This window comes from Paenibacillus sp. Leaf72, assembly GCF_001422685.1.
In the GTDB taxonomy this organism is placed as follows: Bacteria; Bacillota; Bacilli; order Paenibacillales; family Paenibacillaceae; genus Pristimantibacillus.
The window spans coordinates 179960-198079 of sequence record NZ_LMLV01000035.1; the positions used below are offsets into that span (position 1 = coordinate 179960).

Here is an 18120-nt window from a genome sequence, read left to right on the forward strand (position 1 = left end):
GAATTCGCATGCCAAAAATGTATAATACTAGTTTTTCAGCGCAAAAAAATACTCTGAGGGCTGAAGGCATTCAGCTAGCTCAGAGCATATATAATTCGATAGCCTGTATAATAAAACAGCTCGCGGAAGAAAAAGGGCAGTTTCGTGCGCATGCTGCTATATGCGGAGGTCGTAGTTGGCGAAGAGTATGCCGTCATTCCCAGCTCGCTGGCCATCATGAGTGCGCGCTTCATATGAAGCGGATCGCTGACAATGATGAAGGTTCCTAGCTCATATGGCTTCGCAACGACTAGCGAATATTCGAAATTTTCCTCTGTAATAAGAGATTGGACTTCGATCAAAATATGCTCAGGCTTCACGCCTTTTTCAATCGCATAGCTCCGTGATACTTCTGACTCTGCAAGCTCATTCGCAGACTCGCGTCCTCCGGTAAAAATAATATACTCGGCAAAGCCTTGCTCGTACAGCTTTATAGCATGATTCAGGCGTTCCCGCAGCACAGGGGATGGCTGATCGCCCCAGACCGCCGTGCCCAGCACAAGGATCGCATCAGCAGGCTTCGCTTCATCCTTCATACTAAATGACCAAATTTCATAGGAAAACCAGCACAGTACCGCTGCGGCAAATGCTAAGACGCAAAGCAACAGCGTTTTGATTTTTTTCGAAACAAGCCTCTTTTTCATGAACTGCCCTTTCCTTATAAAATGATTTTTCCTCGCCGCATGTTATCCGATCATAATTTTCCCTTCCGGATAGCGATACAGCTCCTTCTTCTCCTGAGCAGGAACGAGTGTGAACGCCAGCGTCAGCGGGCCGAGCCGTCCAGCGAACATCATAATAATAATCAGCACCTTGCCGATCACCGTCAAATGCGGCGTTAAGCCAAGCGACAATCCGGTTGTACCGAAAGCGGACGTTACTTCAAATAGCAGAACGAGGAAATCGACATCCTCAGTAGTAGATAAAATCATCGTAAATAAAATAATCGCCGCCAGCGAGGCAATCGTAATCGTCAGCGCTTTGTACACCCGGTCCTTTGCGAGCCTTCTGCGGAAAAAGACGACATCCTCGCGGCCGCGAATCATTGCAAACACCGCACCGATGAGAATCGCAAACGTCGTCACCTTAATGCCGCCGCCCGCAGAGCCCGGAGATGCGCCGATGAACATGAGCAAAATAATGAGAAACTGCGTCGCATGGCGCAGAGAAGCAATATCCAGCGTATTTGCGCCGCCCGAGCGCGGCGATATGCTTTGGAACAACGAGCTGTACAGCTTGCCGCTTATGCTAAGCGGCTCTAGTGTTTTGGTATTTGTAAACTCGAAAATAAAAATAACGGCAGCACCTGCGACAAACAAAATGCCTGTCGCATACAGCACAACCTTGGAGTGAAAAGACAGCTTGCGAGTTTTTGGGTAATCCCACATTTCCGCCAGTACGATAAAGCCGATCCCGCCGAGAAAAATGAGAGCAATAACGATCACATTAATAATGGGATCGTTGACGTGATTGACAAAGCTGCTGAACGGACCGTTCATCGGTCCCATAACATCAAATCCGGCGTTGGTGAACATCGACACGCTATGGAACATGCCGAAATACAGCGCCTTGCCGAAAGGCATTTCCGTTGACCAGCGCAGTGCCAGAACCAGGGCGCCTATTCCTTCGATGGCAAAAGCATAAATGAGCACGCGCCGTATGAAGCGGACGATCCCTTCCAGCGAAGATTGATTCATGGATTCCTGCAGCAGCAGCCGCTCGCGCAGCGATATCCGTTTGCGCAGGGCAAGGGCGAACAGCGTAGACATCGTCATAAAGCCGAGTCCGCCAACCTGCATAAGCACGAGAATGACGAGCTCGCCAAAGGTTGAATAGTGGATGCCGGTATCGACGACGACAAGCCCCGTTACGCAAACAGCGGATGTTGCAGTGAATAATGCGTCAATGAGCGGCGTTGCCTGATGGGCTGACGAAGCCAGAGGTAGAGAAAGCAATAGGGTACCCGCCGCAATAATCGCGAGAAAGCCAAGCGTAAGAATTTGCGGTGGAGTCATTTTTAGAAAAATGGTTCGTAGTTTGAGCACGCAGGTAATCTCCTTTATATGTAACGAAACAATGGTGTAGTTGAAAATTTGAGCTGATGCTGCCGAAGCTGGCACAGCCGTTTACGCTTGAAATATAAGGATGCATAAATATTGTTATTATTATAACGCTTATATTTCTACGCGAAACGAGCTTGTGCTGCCGAAGGCAGGCACAGCCGTTTACGCTTGCCACCTCATTATCTGGTATAATAGGGCAATATGCAACAGGAGGGCGCTGGGGCCCGCGATTAGGAGGACAACGATGAAATCAAGATATATAGCAGGTATTTCGCTTGCCGTTATGGGGGCAGGCTTTATTACTACGAGATGGTGGCTGCCAGACAACACGTGGACACATCTACTGGAAAGCGGCTTTGAAGCGGGGCTGGTCGGCGGAATTGCCGACTGGTTTGCGGTGACGGCGCTGTTCCGCCATCCGATGGGCATTCCCATTCCGCATACGTCCTTGCTGCTCAAAAACCGGGCGAAAATCGTGAACTCGCTCATCAGCGCTATGGAAAATGAACTGCTGAATAAAGAAAGCATTACCCGCAAGCTGTCTGGCTTTCAACTGTTCGCAGGGGCAGCATCGGCGGCGACTCGGCTGATTGGCAAGCGCAAGTTCAGGCTGGCAGCGGTTGATTTTGCCCAGTCGGCAGTGGAGCGCTTGCCTTTGGAGCGGGTTAGCGGTGTGCTGCATGGATTTTTGGCTGATTATGTGAAAAAGCAGGATTTTACGCCAATCGTGCGCAAGCTGGCGGATCGTTTCGTCCATGAGCGTTGGGATGAACGGGCGCTGGATTACGGCCTGGAGCATGTAGGCCATTGGATTCGCAAGCGTGAAACCGAGGAAATGCTCGGCAAGCTCGCCTTCAAAAAGCTGGAGGAGCTTAAGGTAGGCGGCTTCATGGGGTTTGCACTGCAAGCTTTCGTCGGCTTTATGAACGAGGAGAAGCTCGGCGGTTTGATCCAGAACATGCTGCTCTCTACGATGCAGGAGCTTTCCCATCCTGGAAGCCCGCATCGGCAGAAGCTGCTGCTTGAGGTGAGAGCCCAGGCGGAGAAGCTTGCCGATAACGAAGAGCTGATGCTCAAGCTGAAGCAGCTCATTGAACAGGGGGTGGACAGCGTTGAAACGGAGCGCTTCATCCATTTGCGTCTGGAGGAGCTGAGACAGCTCGTGCTGGACAAGCTGGAGGAGCAGCATCGCAGCGGAGGGCGCGCCATTGTGCAGGGATACCGTTTTGCAACGGATTATTTGAATGGCAAGCAGGAAATGCTCGCCAATTGGGAAGATGGCATTCGCGGCTATCTCGTTCGACTTATTGAAAATAATCACTATCGCATCGGTGCGCTCGTTCGGGATAATCTCGACCGGATGGATGACAAGGCGCTCGTCTCCATGCTGGAGGAAAAGGTCGGCAACGATTTGCAGTGGATTCGTGTCAACGGCGCATTATGCGGTTTTGTCGTAGGCGTTATTTTGTCCTTCTTCTAACAGGAAGGTAGCCATTTACATTTATAGGGGACAGCCTGAATTTTTTGTGATAAGATCAAACTACAAAATGACCAATGAATACAAGGATTTTGAAAAATGATTGACATGGAACGAGGTGCCTTTGCGCACGTCAAAGGGTAACAGGGAATCGGGTGCAAATCCCGAGCGGTCCCGCCACTGTAATCGGGGAGTTTTCCTTCACCAGCAGGAGTCACTTGGCCTAAGCTTTAGGGCAGCCAGGGAAGACGAAGGAAAATAATGATCCGCTAGCCAGGAGACCTACCTCGTTCCAGCACCACAGTGCCTTCGCGGAAAGGATAGGTGTACGAATGAAAGCGATTGCTACCAGTCTGTTTGCTGGCGCAACCGTCTATTTCTGCGTACACATGGCCGTTTTCCCAGCGAAGGGAAAGCGGTCATTTTTTGTTGTCTTTAGGCATGAACACATTGGGGAGGGTATTGAAACGAATGGTCAAGTTAAAAAGCAAGACAGCAGTTAGCACCGCTTTGCTGGTTATTGGCTTCACGCTTTTTTTACTGGTGAATGAGCCGCAATCCGCTTATGCGATGCACATTATGGAAGGGTTTTTGCCTGTGGGGTGGGCGATTTTTTGGTGGGTGGCCTTTATTCCTTTTTTCATCCTGGGTGTACGCGCCATTCGGAAAATTACAAAGGAAGCACCAGAGCTTAAGCTGATGCTGGGCTTGGCGGCAGCTTTCACCTTCGTGCTGTCCGCGCTTAAGATTCCTTCCGTTACAGGCAGCAGCTCGCACCCGACGGGAACGGGGCTTGGAACGGTTATGTTCGGGCCGCTGCCCATGAGCGTATTAGGTTCTATGGTATTGCTGTTTCAAGCGGTGCTGCTTGCACATGGCGGGCTGACGACGCTTGGGGCGAATGCTTTTTCAATGGCGGTTGCAGGTCCCGCTGCTGGCTATGCCGTCTATCGGCTGCTGATGCGTTCAGGCAGCAAGCAAGGCGTGGCGATTTTTTCTGCTGCCGCTGTTGCCGATCTGGCCACTTATATCGTTACTTCGATTCAACTGGCTGTTGCTTTTCCGGCTGTTGAGGGAGGCATTCTCGCATCCTTTATGAAATTTGGCGGTATTTTTGCGATTACCCAGGTTCCGCTTGCTATTAGCGAAGGCTTGCTGACGGTATTGATCTGGAACTGGCTGCAATCTTTTAATACGGACGAGCTGTCTATTTTGAAGCGGAGAATGAAAGGGGATCGCGTGTAATGAGCCGCAGTGCCAAAAATATTTGGATTTTAGCCATTGTTGTTTTGCTTGCCGTTGCGCCTTTAATATTCATTAACGCCGAGTTTGGCGGCGCGGATGGCGCGGCGGAGGAAATGATCCAGACGATTGCGCCCCATTATGAGCCTTGGGCGTCTCCGCTCACTGAGGTGCCGGGAGAAACGGAAAGCATGCTGTTCGCGCTGCAAGCTGCGATTGGCGCTGGCGTAATCGGCTATGTGATTGGCCTTTTTAAAGGGAAGTCGGGGAAATCAAAGCAGCAATGATGAAATGGATTGATACGATTTCTTATTCCAATAAGCTGCGGGATTTACCCGCCATTTGGAAATGCGGGCTTGCAGCCCTTCTGCTGCTGCTTGCCTATATCGCTCATCCGCTCGTACAGCTTGTCATTTTCGGATGGCTTGCACTGTGGACGGTCGGCTATGCGAAAGTGCCCGCTAAGCTTTATGCGGCGCTGCTTTTCTCCTCTTGCCTGCTGTTCATTCTCAGCTTGCCCGCGCTGCTCATTGAATTCAGCAATAGCAGCAGCGAAGCGGGAAGCTTGGCGGCAGCGAAAGCAGGCTGGATGCTCGTTTCATGGAAGCCGCTTAGCCTGTATGTGCCAGAGGCATCGTTAGGGCTGGCCGGACATATTTTTACGCGTATTCTTGCTTGCCTGGCATGTATGTTTTTTATCACCTTGACGACCCCCTTCCCGGATCTGCTGCAAGTGCTGAAGCGGTTGAAAATGCCGCAAATTGTACTGGAGCTCATGATTATTATGTATCGCTTCATCTTTCTGCTGCTGGATACGGCGGGGGCTATGCTGGTCGCGCAGCGTGCACGCGGCGGTCAACACGGTTTTAAAGGCAAATTGCAGGGTACGGCGGCGATTGCTGTGCGGCTCTTCGTCAAAACGATGCATCGATACAAGGGGCTCTCGAATGGGCTTATGGCAAGAGGATTTACGAATGAAATCCGTCTTGCGCCTAGTGTAAAGCGGACGGTTCGCCTCCGATATTGGGCGGAAGCGGGGCTCGGCTTAACGATTTTGCTGGCAGCAGAGCTATGGCTTCGGTATGGAGGTGAATAAGCTGGCGGATAACGATCGGGCATCAACCATTATGGAAATGAACCAAGTGAGCTATGCTTATCCCGGAACGGACAAGACCGCTTTAAACGGGCTAGAGCTGCGTATTCCGGCGAACAAGAAGATAGCGCTGTGCGGGCATAATGGCTCGGGCAAGTCGACGCTCTTCTTGCAGCTTATTGGCATTAATCGTCCGGAATCCGGTTTTGTCAGCTGGCGCGGCGAGCCGCTTTCTTACAAGCCCAGAGAGCTTGCCAGCTTGAGACGGCGCGTCGGCCTTGTTTTTCAGGACCCGGAGCATCAGCTCATTTTGAATACCGCTTATGAGGATATTTCCTATGGGCTGCGCAATGCGGGGCTTCAAGAAGTGGAAATTGACAGACGTACGGCGCGCATCGTTCAGCAGCTGAACTTGCAGGAACTGGCGCATAAGCCGCTGCATCATCTCAGCCTTGGGCAAAAGAAGCGAGTCGCTCTTGCCGGCGTACTGGCCCTGGAGCCGGAGTTAGTGCTGCTTGATGAGCCGGCTGCTTATCTCGATCCGATATCGGAGCAGCGGCTGATGGCTGAGCTGGACCGCATTCATGCCAGCGGCATAACGCCGGTTATGGCGACGCATGACATGAATATGGCCTATGCTTGGGCGGATTGGATTTTCATCATGAATGAGGGCCGCTGTATATTGGAGGGTACGCCGGAGACGGTATTTCGCGAAGGCGAGCGTCTCAGAAGCCTTGGACTCACGCTGCCAATGGTGCTGGAAGCTTGGGAGGCACTGCCGCCTGAGCTGCGAGGAGAACAGCAGGCGCCGCGTACGCTCGCGCAATTTAAAGCGGCTGTAAAATCTTTTGTTGTATAAAAACGCAAAAATTCGTATATTTATACATGTTGCTTGAAATATAGGAAAGGATATGATTTTTCCATCCTATCTCTATATTTCTCCGTTTCACCTTGTATAAATAAAGATCGACCAACTAAATAGCGAGGAATAGGGTGCTCTTGCGTAACGTCTTGAGCTTAAAAGGGAAGTCCGGTGCAATACCGGCGCGGTCCCGCCACTGTAACAGCGGAGTTTTGCGCAATAAAGCCACTGGCATGATGCCGGGAAGGCGAGCGCAGCGATGATGATGCTGGAGCCAGGAGACCTGCCTTATTCTATACACTGCAGTACCTACGGGAGATAGGGAGGTGTTAAAGATGGCAGCCATCGTTTGTTGAAACGAGGGGCGTCTTTACCCACATTTCTGTACAGGGTAGGACGTCCCTTTTTGCAGTTTCTGGCTGGCAGCAAATTGGATGTATAGGGAAAGGCCGCCGCGAAGAAATTCGCTCGCACTGCCATAAGTATATATCTGAGTTTGTTGATGAAATAACAAAGGATTATAACATCCATCCACAAGGATGAATAATGAAAAACAGGAGGCAATAACAATGAGTCAAGTAAAAAGCAGCAGTTTGGGATATCCGCGTATCGGTGAAAACAGAGAATGGAAAAAAGCTCTGGAGGCATTCTGGAGCGGCAAGCTTGCGGAAGCGGCTTTCTTGAAGCAGCTGGAGACGATTCGTCTAAACCATCTCCAATTGCAAAAACAGGCCGGCATTGATCTCATTCCGGTAAATGATTTTTCGTATTATGACCATATCCTTGATACAGCTGCGATGTTTGGCGTCGTGCCTGAGCGCTTTGGCTATACAGGCAGCCCCGTATCGGTAATGACCTATTATGCAATGGCGCGAGGCAACAAAACCGCTTCGGCATCCGAGATGACGAAATGGTTCAATACGAACTATCACTACATCGTTCCTGAGCTGAAAGGCATTACGCCGGCGCTGACCGAGAACCGTCCGTTGATCGCTTACCGCGAAGCAAAGGAAAAGCTGGGCATCGAAGGCAAACCAGTCATTGTTGGACCTTATACATTCCTCAAGCTGTCTAAAGGCTATGCCGCTTCTGAGCTTGCTACAGTTGCTGCTCAGTATGTTCCGCTGTATGCACAGGTGCTGCGCGAGTTGGAGCAAGAAGGCGTACAATGGGTGCAAATGGATGAGCCTTCGCTTGTAACAGACGTTTCCGAAGCAGATTTGGCGCTTGTGCAAAGCATTTATGCCCAGCTTCATGAAGCGGCACCTAAGCTCAATTTGCTGCTGCAAACGTATTTTGAATCGGTTCAGCATTATGCTGCAATCGCGGCTTTGCCTGTACAGGGCTTAGGTCTGGACTTCACAGCTGGCGCTGAAAAGAACCTGCAGCAGCTGGAGTCAATCGGCTTCCCACAGGACAAAGTGCTGGGTGCAGGCGTTATTGACGGCCGCAATATTTGGCGGGCGGATCTTCAGGAGCGCAAAGCGCTGCTTGCCCGTATTGCTAAAGTCGTGCCAAACGACCGACTGATTGTAAGCTCCTCTTGCAGCCTGCTGCATGTACCTGTGTCAGCGGCTCTTGAAACGGCACTGCCGGCAGAGCTTGCAGGCGCACTGGCGTATGCCAATGAGAAGCTGGAGGAAATTGCCGTTCTGGCAACTGCGCTGAATGAAGGAGAAGCAGCGGTAAAAGAGGCGTTTGATCGCAATGCAGCAGCTTTGGCTGCACTTGCCGCATCGCCGTCCCGTGGCCGTGCGAGCGTCCATGCCGCTGTAGCGAGCATTGATGCGCAGCCATCGGAGCGCAAAGCGGTATTTGCAGAGCGCCAAGTGAGCCAGAAGGAACGCTGGCAGCTGCCATTCCTGCCGACAACGACAATCGGCAGCTTCCCACAAACGGCGGAAGTTCGCCAAGCGAGACGGCAATGGCGTCGTGGTGATTTGGGCGAGGAGCAATACCGCGTATTCATTAAGGAGCAAATTCAGCATTGGATCAAGCTGCAGGAAGAGATCGGCCTTGATGTTCTCGTTCATGGAGAGTTTGAGCGTACGGATATGGTTGAGTTTTTCGGAGAGAAGCTGGAAGGCTTTGCTTTCACGAAAAATGGCTGGGTGCAATCCTATGGCTCGCGCTGCGTAAAACCGCCAGTCATTTACGGCGATGTGCAGTTCAGCAAGCCGATGACTGTCGAAGAAACCGTTTATGCGCAGTCGCTGACTTCTAAACCGGTGAAAGGCATGCTGACGGGCCCGATTACGATTTTGAACTGGTCGTTCGTTCGCAGCGACTTGACTCGTGAGCAGGTTGCTTACCAAATCGCGCTTGCCTTGGCAGAAGAAGTGAAGGCGCTGGAGGAAGCGGGCATTGAAATGATTCAGGTGGATGAGCTTGCCCTTCGTGAAGGCTTGCCGCTAAAACGTGAAGATTGGGAGCACTATTTGAACTGGGCTGTGCTTGCCTTCCGCTTGTCCACTTCTGACGTTAAGGATACGACGCAAATTCACACGCATATGTGCTATTGCGAGTTCCATGACATCATTGATTCCATTCGCGCGCTGGATGCCGACGTTATTTCCATCGAAACGTCCCGCAGCCATGGCGAGCTGATTCACAGCTTCGAGGAGCACACGTATGAGCTGGGTATTGGCCTTGGCGTATACGATATTCACAGCCCTCGCGTGCCGGAGGTAGAGGAAATGACATCGATGATCAAACGCGCTCTGAACGTGCTTGAGCCAGAATTGTTCTGGATTAACCCGGACTGCGGACTTAAAACACGTGGTGTAGATGAGACTGTGGCATCGCTGCGCAACATGATCCAAGCGACTGAGCAAGTACGGGAGCAGTTGGCTAAGTAATTGTAATAAGCATGGTTATTAAAAAAGCTCCGCTTGCGCTGATTGGCGCAAGCGGAGCTTTTGCTTTACTTGGAAGCGGGGAGGGTCAAAGCCGGGGAGCGGCGTGCCACAACAGGCAGGCAAAAGCATGCCATTAGGAGGGGATGTTTTTGCCTGCCTGCTTCAGCCGCCCGCTTAAATGGTCTCTGCCGCAGGATTCATCAGGCAATAGCCAATGCCCCATACCGTCTGAATCAAGGAGGCAGATTCGGGGTGGACGCGGTTCAGCTTCTCTCTGATCCGCTTTACATGCGTATCGATCGTCCGGTAATCGCCGAGCGATTGATAGCCCCAAATTCGCCGCATTAAATCTTCGCGGGAAATGGGCTGATTGATGTTGGCTGCCATAAAGCGCAGCAGCTCATATTCGCGGAACGTCAGCTTCACCTTGCTGTTTCCGGCAATGACTTGCCGCGAATCATAATCGAAGACGAGTCCTGACAGCGTGAGATCGGGCGTCTGCTTGCGCTGCAAGGCGCGATAAGCAAACTCCGAGGTGCGGCGGATGATCGCCTTAATGCGGTACATTAGCTCGCGCGGGCTGAATGGCTTAACGACATAATCGTCGGAGCCGGCTTGGAAGCCGTCGAGCCGGTCATCCTCTTCGCCACAGGCGGAAAGCATAATGACGGGCGTCGATTTTTTCTTCTTAAGCTCGCGGCAAAATTCAAGCCCGTCCATTCCCGGCAAATTACGATCGAGTAAAATCATCGAATAATTGTATTGCATCGCCTTGAACAAGCCGTTGATGCCGTCCGAAGCTTCTTCGACGATCCAGCCTTCTTTTTTCAAAAATAACTTGAGCAGCTTGCGGATATGCTCCTCATCATCAACAATCAAAATGCTATATGGTTGCTGAAATGCCATGGCTCAACACCTCATCTTTATCTTTTAATTCATTACTGATAACAATTATCATTATCATTACATGCGATCCCCATTGTTGTCAATAATAAAACCACTGTTTCTTGTCACAATACCCGAAGGATAGTCGCGAAAAAGACACAATTGCCTATGAGAGCGGATACAGCGGAGCTGCTGCTCCCAACTGCTGTCAGGCTGTCCTCTTTCGAGCAGGCGGGGAGCAGAGTATAATGGTGGAATGCAGGTTACGGATGAAGGAGAGAGACAGGTGGCCCCGTTATTGACATTGAATAACGTATCAAAATATAGAAAAAATCCCGAATGGCTTTTTGAAGGGATTACAGCGCAGGTGCAGGCTGGGGAGCGTATTGCGCTGCTAGGCACATCCGGTCAGGGCAAAAGCACGCTGCTGCGCATCGTATCGCTGCTAGGTGAGCTGGATGCGGGAGAGCTTATGCTCCAAGGACGGACAAGCATCGAGTGGAGACCCGAGGAGTGGCGGCGCAGCGTGTGTTACGTGGCACAGACGCCGATTATGCTGCTGGGATCGGTCGAGCACAACTTGCGCGCGGTCAGCGAGCTGCAAGGGAAGCCCTTCGAGGAAGAGCTGGCAAGGCGCTGCATGGAGGGCGTTGGCCTTGGGCATATCGAATGGAGCAAGGAGGCGGAAAGCTTATCCGGCGGCGAGAAGCAGCGTACGGCGCTCGCGCGGGCCTTATTGCTCCGTTCGCCGCTGCTGCTGCTTGATGAGACGACGTCATCGCTTGATCCGAAAAGCAAGCGGCAGGTGGAGCTGTTTCTAAGCGAATGGTGCTCAGAGGAAGGCACGGCGTTCATCTGGATTACCCATGATCTGGAGCAGGCGCGGCAAGTAAGCGAGCGTATCTGGTTTATGGCGGAGGGCAGGCTGCTGGAGCAAAGCGCTACGGAAGCTTTTTTCACCAATCCCGGGTCGGAGCAGGCGCGCAGCTTTTTAGACAGTCAGCATGCGCCAGAGCAGGGGGATGACCAGCATGAATAATATTGCGCTCGCCTGCACGCTAGTATTCGTCGCCATAACGACATTTATCTCGATGAAGCAGAAGCTTGGCTTAGAGAAGGAAATCATTACTGGCACGATCCGCTCCGCTGTTCAGCTGCTGTTTATCGGTTTTTTGCTTCATTTTATTTTTGAAACGAATCATCCGATTTTTATTGTGCTCATTATTATTTCGATGATTACGGTGGCGTCGTGGAATGCCGGCTCCCGCGCATTGCCGGTTAAGGGCATTCGGCTGCGCATTGCGCTGGCATTAGCAGGCACGGAGGCGGTAACGCTCGCACTCCTGCTCTCGCTCCGCATTATTGAGGCTGAGCCACGTTATATCATTCCGGTCAGCGGGATGATTATCGGCAGCTCCATGATTGTATGCGGCCTCTACTTGAACCATATGAAACGCGAGCTTGAGGCGTCGAGGGGCGAGATTGAGACGCTGCTGGCACTTGGAGCGACGACGAAGCAGGCGATTCGCCAAGCGGTGCGCCGGGCCGTGCGCTCCAGTCTCATTCCGACGCTGGACGGTATGAAGACGGTCGGCCTCGTGCAGCTGCCAGGCATGATGACAGGGATGATCGTCGCCGGGGCAGACCCGATTGAGGCGGTGCGTTATCAAATTTTAATCGTCTTTGCGATGTCGGCTTCATCGTCGCTGACGTCTATTGTGCTCAGCATGTTGACGATGCGGCTGTGGTTCGCTAAAGATAACGGCAGGCTGCTGTAGCAGCTTGGAAGGCGTTCAATTAGAGGAGGGACGATGAAGTGGAAAGACGAGGCATTTTTCAGGGGCAATTGATGCAGGCCGAGCAGTATCCGCGAGTGGTAGCCTATTATTTTAAGGAGTGGAATGGCTTCGAAATGGCTTATCATCAGCATAGCGCAGTGGAAATTATGTATGTGATATCGGGCGATTGTACGGTAGAGCTGCTCAATAAATCCATTCCGATGGAAAAAGGGCATTTCATCGTCATCGACTCGATGGTCGCCCACCGTCTTCACGTCGCTCAGGGCACGGCATGCCGGATGCTCAATGTTGAATTTATTTTTAGCCATACCGGTGTGGGGCTACCTTCCCTTAAGCGGCTGGCGGAGACTGACCGTGCGCTCGCGGAGCTGTTCGCAGTGAAGCATGATTATTTGCTGCTTTACGATCCGAGCAATGTGTATCAAATGCTGAAGGCACTCGTGCTGGAGCTGGACGGCAAGCGGCGCGCGGAGCAGCTTCTCACAGCGCTTCAGCTGACGCAGCTGCTCGTGCAGATCGGCAGGCTGGCACAGGAAACCTCAAGCCAGTCGCATGATGCGGCGGAGTTTTATGTGGGAGAGAGCATCGCCTATATTCAGCAAAATTATGACCGCGACATTCAGGTCAAGGATATTGCGGCGGCTGTAAGGCTGCATCCGGGGTATTTTCACCGCATATTTAAAGCGGGAACGGGCTGCTCGGTTATGGATTATGTGATGCGTTTTCGGATGGAGAAGGGGAGGATGCTGCTGGAGCAGACCGATATTCCGGTCAGCGATATTTGCCATTATGTCGGCGTCAACAGCAGCCAATATTTCAGTACCCTTTTCAAAAAATATACGAATGAGACGCCGCTCGCTTATCGCCGCGCTGTGCGCAAGGAAGTGGAGCGCTGAGATGGCGTACTTATCTAGTCGATCATTCATCTTATATAGTTAGGATTTTATACAAGAAAGCAAAATAGAAGTTACAATTGTGCAAACGCCTCCACGTTGCTGGTGCTACAATTAGCGTATTGTTCACTACTATATTGCAAGCCATTGGAGGCGTTAATCAATGTCATTTAAAGTTGCGTTTATTGGAGCAGGAAGTATTGGTTTTACTAGGGGATTGCTGCGTGATTTGCTGACCGTTCCAGAGTTCAACAACATCAAAGTTGCGTTTCAGGATATTAATCCGCAAAATCTCGATATGGTTACCCAGCTTTGCCAACGGGATATTCATGAAAATGGCCTTGCGATTGAAATCGAGCCTACGACCGATCGCCGGGAAGCATTGAAGGATGCACGTTACATTTTTGTAACGATTCGTGTCGGTGGCCTGGAAGCTTTTCAGACCGATGTCGACATCCCGCTCAAATACGGCATTGACCAATGCGTGGGCGATACCATTTGTGCAGGCGGCATCATGTATGGACAGCGGGGCATTGCCGAAATGATGAATATTTGCAAAGATATTCGCGAGGTGGCGGAGCCGAACTGCTTGCTGATGAACTATGCTAACCCAATGGCGATGCTTACATGGGCATGCAATAAATATGGCGGCGTACGGACGATTGGCCTGTGCCATGGCGTTCAAGGCGGACATGCGCAAATTGCCGAAGTATTGGGCCTGCCGCGTGAAGAAGTAGACATTATTTGTGCAGGAATCAACCATCAGACGTGGTATGTGCAAATTAAACATAATGGCGAGGATATGACAGGCAAGCTGCTGGAGGCATTTGAACAGCATCCGGAATTCAGCAAAACAGAGAAGGTCCGCATCGATATGCTGCGCCGCTTCGGCTATTACAGCACCGAATCAAACGGCCATTTGAGCGAATATGTGCCTTGGTACCGCAAGCGTCCGGAGGAAATTCGCGACTGGATCGACCTTGGAACGTGGATTAATGGAGAAACGGGCGGCTACTTGCGCGTATGTACGGAAGGGCGCAACTGGTTTGAGACGGACTTCCCGAACTGGATGAAGGAAGAACCGAAAGCGTACACCAAGGAGCATCGCGGCCAGGAGCATGGCTCGTATATTATCGAGGGGCTGGAGACGGGACGGGTGTACCGAGGCCACTTCAACGTCGTCAACAATGGCGTTATTTCCAATTTGCCGGATGATGCCATTATTGAAGCGCCGGGCTACGCGGATCGCAACGGCATCAGCATGCCGCATGTTGGCGATTTGCCGCTCGGCTGCGCGGCTGTTTGCAATGTCAGCATTTCCGTTCAGCGTCTGGCCGTAGAAGCGGCCATTCAGGGCGATGACAAGCTGCTGCGCCAAGCGATGATGATGGACCCGCTGGTCGGAGCGGTGTGCAATCCGAATGAGATTTGGCAAATGGTCGATGAAATGCTTGTTGCCCAGGAGCAATGGCTTCCGCAATATGGAGAGGCGATTGCTGCCGCGAAAAAACGTCTGGAAAATGGCCTTGCCATTCCGGTACGCAGCTATGAAGGTGCCGCTCGTCTGAAAACAAAATCGGTCGAAGAAATGCAGAGCAACCGCAAGGAAGCGAGCCGCAATGCGGGCGAGTCGGATAAGGCGATCGATCGCCCAGCCGCCGCAGCCACTGAATAGTAAAATATTCCTATATTTTAGCTTGTGTACAGGGAGGAGTGGATTTGTTATGATAAACAATAAATTGTTTGGTTTACAAAATACGAGTTGACTACAGCTGTTTGGACTTGGAGTGATTGGCCGTGGGGAAGCAAAAAAAGATTACGATGCAGGAAATAGCGGATCGGGTAGGCGTATCTAAATATGCGGTATCCAAAGCTTTATCGGGAAAATCGGGCATTAGCGCCGTTACGCGCAGCAAAATATTTGAAATGGCCTCGCAGCTCGGCTACATGAATCAGAAAAGCGCCAAAAAAACGGTAAGCAGCAAGCAGACGGACGAGGAAGAGCATCAAATCGTCGGCATTCTCATTCCGAATATTCGCAGCCAAAATCAGGAATCGGGCTATTGGGGCAAAGTGCTTGACGGCATTTCCAAATGCTTGGAGGCGAAGGGGCTTGGCTCCGTCCTCATTTCCGATGATTCGCCGCGAAATTTCAACCTCGTCATGAAGCCTGAAGGCTTAATGGGCATTATTGGTGTTGGTTTGATCGCCACGCCGATGCTGGTTGAGCTGCGCAACAAGGCGATTCCGTTTATTTTAGTTGACCATGAGGATGAGCTGCTGGAATGCGACAGCATCTTTATGAACAATTATGATATTATTCGCAAGCTGGTCAAGTTTTTGCTCGGCAAAGGCCATACCCGGATTCAATTTATCGGGGAGCTTGGCTATTCCCGCAGCTTTATTGACCGCTGGAGCGGCTTCCGCTCGGTTATGGACGAGAGCCGGCTTGACTATGTGCCAAGCGAGGGCTTGCTTAAAGTAAAACCGACGTTGGATGCGCATAATCTGAATTTGCTGCAAGCCAGTCTCAAAGAGCTGGAGGCGAGCCATTTTCCAACTGCATTCGTATGTGCGAATGACCAAATTGCCCTGCTCGCAATGAACGCACTGCAGCAGCTTGGCAAGCAGGTTCCCGAGCAATGCTCCTTAACGGGCTTTGACAACAATCTTGAAATATTAGGCGAAACGCCAATCATTACGACGGTAAATGCAGAGAAAGAGGCGCTTGGCATTAAGGCCGTTGAACTTCTGCAATGGCGGCTGGAAAATGGGCATATGCCCTATGCGAAAATTTTGCTGCAAAGCGATTTAATTATACGGGAGAGTGTAGGCGATCCTGTAAATAAGTAGAAATGTATTTGTTAGGTTTTTAGTTATAGCTCAGCAAAGCGAAAATAGCTTCAGTAAGACGGTTGGCGGGGAACGATTCTCGCATAACCGTCTTTTTTGTGCAATAGACTGAGTTTTTCTATTTGTTATTGTTGTAAACGCTTTAAGTAAACTTTTATTATTTATTGTAAACATAACAATAACAAAAATTTAGGTTGACAATGTTTACGCTTTCATACTACTATTGGTTTACGATATACAGGGTTCAACAAAGTTCGACCATTTATCCCGCGCTGAAAAGAGGTCTTGCCATGCTTAATAAAAAACAAAGCCGCTGGAAAATTACGGGGCACGATATTGCTGGCTACGTATTTATCTCCCCTTGGCTGATCGGCTTTCTGCTGCTGACGCTGTGGCCGATTTTACAATCGTTCTACTTGTCTTTCACCGATTATTCGCTGCTGGATTCACCAACGTGGACCGGAACGGATAATTACGAGAGCATCTTTACGAAAGATCGGCTGTTTGTAAAATCGCTAACGGTCACCTTTACCTTCGTTTTGCTTGCCGTTCCGATTAAACTGTTTTTCTCGCTAATGGTTGCGCTTTTACTTAACAAGAAGGTAAGAGGCCTCAACTGGTACCGGACGGCGATTTATTTTCCATCGCTAATCGGCGGCAGCATCGCGGTATCTGCATTGTGGAGAAACATGTTCGGCCTAGATGGCTACGTCAATCATGTGCTTAGCTGGTTCGGCATTGAAGGAATTGGCTGGATATCTAATCCAGATACGGCACTAGGTACATTGATCTTGCTGAACGCTTGGCAATTTGGATCAACGATGGTTATTTTTCTAGCCGGCCTTAAGCAAATTCCGAAAGACCTTTATGAATCGGCTTCCGTCGATGGAGCGAGCAAGCTTCGCCAGTTTTTCAAAATTACGATTCCGATGCTCTCGCCTGTTATGTTCTTCAACCTCGTGCTGGGCATTATCAATGCCTTCCAAATGTTTACCTCGGCATTCGTCATAACACAGGGCGGCCCGGCGAACGGGACCTATATGTACGTGCTGTTCCTATACGAGAAGGCATTCAAGCAGTATGAGATGGGTTATGCATCAGCACTTGCCTGGATATTGCTCGTCATTATCGCGGCCTTTACGGCAATTAACTTCCTAGTATCGAAATATTGGGTATTTTACGAATCGGATGGGGGGAAATCCAAATGAGATCAGAAAAGCTAGCTGCATTTCGCAGCCATTTGATTTTGCTCCCGTTCTCGCTGCTTATGCTTTATCCGGTGATTTGGTGGGTCGGGGCATCTTTCAAAAGCACGGCTGAGCTTGGGGAGCCGTCGCTATGGCCAACCGTTTTCATGTGGGAAAACTATACGAATGGCTGGAATTTCTCGCCACAGTTCACCTTTGCCACTTTCTTCGCCAACACCTTAATGATGGAAGTGTGGAATGTCATAGGCGGCGTTGCTACAGCTGCGCTCGTTGGCTACGGTTTTGGACGTTTGAACTTCAAGCTTCGCAACTTCTGGTTTTCGATATTGCTGCTCACGATGATGCTGCCGGCTCAGGTAACCGTCGTGCCGCAATATATATTGTTCAACAAGCTAGGGTTCACTGACAGTTACGTTCCGCTTGTCCTCCCGCATTTCTTCGGCGGCGGCGCCTTCTTCGTCTTCCTGGTCGTCCAGTTCGTGCGGGGCATTCCGCGTGAGCTTGATGAAGCGGCGCAAATTGATGGCGCATCGGTATACGGCATTTTCTTTCGCATCATCGCTCCGCTTATTAAGCCGGCGCTCGTCACCGTAGGGATTTTCACCTTCCTGTGGAGCTGGGATGACTTCTTCTCGCAGCTGCTTTACCTCAGCTCAGTCGAGAAATTTACGGTTGGCCTCGCGCTGCGGATGTTCATTGACCAATTCGAGGTCCAGTGGGGGCAATTGCTTGCGATGTCTCTATTGTCTGTCGTCCCGTCAGCGATTTTGTTCTTCGTCGCCCAAAAGCATTTCGTAGAGGGTATCGCGACTACGGGCATCAAAGGGTAAAGCGTCAAAAGGGTTTTA

Annotated in this window: 16 protein-coding genes and 2 riboswitches; of the genes, 13 read left to right on the forward strand and 3 right to left on the reverse strand. The window is 50.9% G+C overall.

Features of this window, described 5'->3' with window-relative positions; translation table 11 throughout:
* Window positions 1-74: 74 nt before the first annotated feature.
* Together ASF12_RS32075 and ASF12_RS32080 are read right to left on the reverse strand one after the other, a co-directional pair.
* Window positions 75-683 (reverse strand): YdcF family protein, encoded by a 609-nt coding sequence (locus tag ASF12_RS32075; protein WP_056043400.1) that lies wholly within the window; start codon window positions 681-683, stop codon window positions 75-77.
* Between the two features lie 42 nt (window positions 684-725).
* Window positions 726-2054 (reverse strand): TrkH family potassium uptake protein, encoded by a 1329-nt coding sequence (locus ASF12_RS32080; RefSeq protein WP_056044047.1) that lies wholly within the window; start codon window positions 2052-2054, stop codon window positions 726-728.
* A gap of 292 nt (window positions 2055-2346) precedes the next feature.
* Between ASF12_RS32080 and ASF12_RS32085 the strand changes: the two genes are divergently transcribed.
* From ASF12_RS32085 to metE, 6 genes are all read left to right on the forward strand, one after another.
* Window positions 2347-3582 (forward strand): DUF445 domain-containing protein, encoded by a 1236-nt coding sequence (locus tag ASF12_RS32085; RefSeq protein WP_056043405.1) that lies wholly within the window; start codon window positions 2347-2349, stop codon window positions 3580-3582.
* A gap of 96 nt (window positions 3583-3678) precedes the next feature.
* A riboswitch (cobalamin riboswitch) is annotated at window positions 3679-3883 on the forward strand.
* A 167-nt stretch (window positions 3884-4050) separates the two neighbouring features.
* Complete coding sequence (locus tag ASF12_RS32090) at window positions 4051-4824, forward strand: energy-coupling factor ABC transporter permease (protein WP_056043408.1); 774 nt, start codon at window positions 4051-4053, stop codon at window positions 4822-4824.
* Window positions 4824-5108 (forward strand): energy-coupling factor ABC transporter substrate-binding protein, encoded by a 285-nt coding sequence (locus ASF12_RS32095; RefSeq protein WP_056043411.1) that lies wholly within the window; start codon window positions 4824-4826, stop codon window positions 5106-5108. The genes ASF12_RS32090 and ASF12_RS32095 overlap by 1 nt, the downstream gene beginning before the upstream one ends.
* A complete protein-coding gene (cbiQ, locus tag ASF12_RS32100; protein ID WP_056043415.1) occupies window positions 5105-5917 on the forward strand; it encodes a cobalt ECF transporter T component CbiQ in 813 nt (270 codons plus the stop codon). Before ASF12_RS32095 ends, cbiQ begins: the two co-directional genes overlap by 4 nt.
* Window positions 5904-6773: an energy-coupling factor ABC transporter ATP-binding protein gene (locus ASF12_RS32105; RefSeq protein ID WP_081419169.1), complete on the forward strand. Its 870-nt coding sequence runs from the start codon at window positions 5904-5906 to the stop codon at window positions 6771-6773. Before cbiQ ends, ASF12_RS32105 begins: the two co-directional genes overlap by 14 nt.
* A 115-nt stretch (window positions 6774-6888) precedes the next feature.
* Window positions 6889-7081, forward strand: a riboswitch (cobalamin riboswitch).
* Between the two features lie 264 nt (window positions 7082-7345).
* Window positions 7346-9634, forward strand: coding sequence for a 5-methyltetrahydropteroyltriglutamate--homocysteine S-methyltransferase (gene metE / locus ASF12_RS32110; RefSeq protein ID WP_056043418.1), 2289 nt, complete (start codon window positions 7346-7348; stop codon window positions 9632-9634).
* A 174-nt stretch (window positions 9635-9808) separates the two neighbouring features.
* Here the strand turns inward: metE and ASF12_RS32115 are convergent, their stop codons facing one another.
* On the reverse strand, window positions 9809-10540 hold the full coding sequence (locus tag ASF12_RS32115) for a response regulator transcription factor (RefSeq protein WP_056043421.1): 732 nt from the start codon (window positions 10538-10540) through the stop codon (window positions 9809-9811).
* A gap of 277 nt (window positions 10541-10817) precedes the next feature.
* Between ASF12_RS32115 and ASF12_RS32120 the strand changes: the two genes are divergently transcribed.
* From ASF12_RS32120 to ASF12_RS32150, 7 genes are all read left to right on the forward strand, one after another.
* Window positions 10818-11558 (forward strand): ABC transporter ATP-binding protein, encoded by a 741-nt coding sequence (locus ASF12_RS32120; protein ID WP_235533349.1) that lies wholly within the window; start codon window positions 10818-10820, stop codon window positions 11556-11558.
* Window positions 11551-12297, forward strand: a complete 747-nt coding sequence (locus ASF12_RS32125) for an ABC transporter permease (protein WP_056043424.1) — start codon at window positions 11551-11553, stop codon at window positions 12295-12297. Before ASF12_RS32120 ends, ASF12_RS32125 begins: the two co-directional genes overlap by 8 nt.
* A gap of 38 nt (window positions 12298-12335) precedes the next feature.
* Window positions 12336-13214 carry an AraC family transcriptional regulator gene (locus ASF12_RS32130; protein ID WP_056043427.1) on the forward strand — a complete coding sequence of 293 codons (879 nt, stop codon included), beginning with the start codon at window positions 12336-12338 and terminating at the stop codon, window positions 13212-13214.
* 160 nt (window positions 13215-13374) lie between these two features.
* Complete coding sequence (locus tag ASF12_RS32135; protein ID WP_056043429.1) at window positions 13375-14886, forward strand: alpha-glucosidase/alpha-galactosidase; 1512 nt, start codon at window positions 13375-13377, stop codon at window positions 14884-14886.
* Window positions 14887-15008: 122 nt separating this feature from the next.
* Window positions 15009-16064: a substrate-binding domain-containing protein gene (locus tag ASF12_RS32140; protein WP_081419170.1), complete on the forward strand. Its 1056-nt coding sequence runs from the start codon at window positions 15009-15011 to the stop codon at window positions 16062-16064.
* A gap of 290 nt (window positions 16065-16354) precedes the next feature.
* Window positions 16355-17272 carry a carbohydrate ABC transporter permease gene (locus tag ASF12_RS32145; protein WP_056043430.1) on the forward strand — a complete coding sequence of 306 codons (918 nt, stop codon included), beginning with the start codon at window positions 16355-16357 and terminating at the stop codon, window positions 17270-17272.
* A complete protein-coding gene (locus ASF12_RS32150) occupies window positions 17269-18102 on the forward strand; it encodes a carbohydrate ABC transporter permease (protein WP_056043433.1) in 834 nt (277 codons plus the stop codon). The genes ASF12_RS32145 and ASF12_RS32150 overlap by 4 nt, the downstream gene beginning before the upstream one ends.
* Window positions 18103-18120: the final 18 nt, after the last annotated feature.

What these genes read in the sequence shown, in the direction of transcription:
- metE (WP_056043418.1), top strand. Translation starts at nt 7,346, where the DNA reads ATGAGTCAAGTAAAAAGCAGCAGTTTGGGATATCCGCGTATCGGTGAA.
- ASF12_RS32145 (WP_056043430.1), top strand. Translation starts at nt 16,355, where the DNA reads ATGCTTAATAAAAAACAAAGCCGCTGGAAAATTACGGGGCACGATATT.
- ASF12_RS32135 (WP_056043429.1), top strand. Translation starts at nt 13,375, where the DNA reads ATGTCATTTAAAGTTGCGTTTATTGGAGCAGGAAGTATTGGTTTTACT.
- cbiQ (WP_056043415.1), top strand. Translation starts at nt 5,105, where the DNA reads ATGATGAAATGGATTGATACGATTTCTTATTCCAATAAGCTGCGGGAT.
- ASF12_RS32090 (WP_056043408.1), top strand. Translation starts at nt 4,051, where the DNA reads ATGGTCAAGTTAAAAAGCAAGACAGCAGTTAGCACCGCTTTGCTGGTT.
- ASF12_RS32095 (WP_056043411.1), top strand. Translation starts at nt 4,824, where the DNA reads ATGAGCCGCAGTGCCAAAAATATTTGGATTTTAGCCATTGTTGTTTTG.
- ASF12_RS32125 (WP_056043424.1), top strand. Translation starts at nt 11,551, where the DNA reads ATGAATAATATTGCGCTCGCCTGCACGCTAGTATTCGTCGCCATAACG.
- ASF12_RS32075 (WP_056043400.1), bottom strand. Translation starts at nt 683, where the DNA reads ATGAAAAAGAGGCTTGTTTCGAAAAAAATCAAAACGCTGTTGCTTTGC.
- ASF12_RS32115 (WP_056043421.1), bottom strand. Translation starts at nt 10,540, where the DNA reads ATGGCATTTCAGCAACCATATAGCATTTTGATTGTTGATGATGAGGAG.
- ASF12_RS32150 (WP_056043433.1), top strand. Translation starts at nt 17,269, where the DNA reads ATGAGATCAGAAAAGCTAGCTGCATTTCGCAGCCATTTGATTTTGCTC.
- ASF12_RS32105 (WP_081419169.1), top strand. Translation starts at nt 5,904, where the DNA reads ATGGAGGTGAATAAGCTGGCGGATAACGATCGGGCATCAACCATTATG.
- ASF12_RS32085 (WP_056043405.1), top strand. Translation starts at nt 2,347, where the DNA reads ATGAAATCAAGATATATAGCAGGTATTTCGCTTGCCGTTATGGGGGCA.
- ASF12_RS32080 (WP_056044047.1), bottom strand. Translation starts at nt 2,054, where the DNA reads ATGACTCCACCGCAAATTCTTACGCTTGGCTTTCTCGCGATTATTGCG.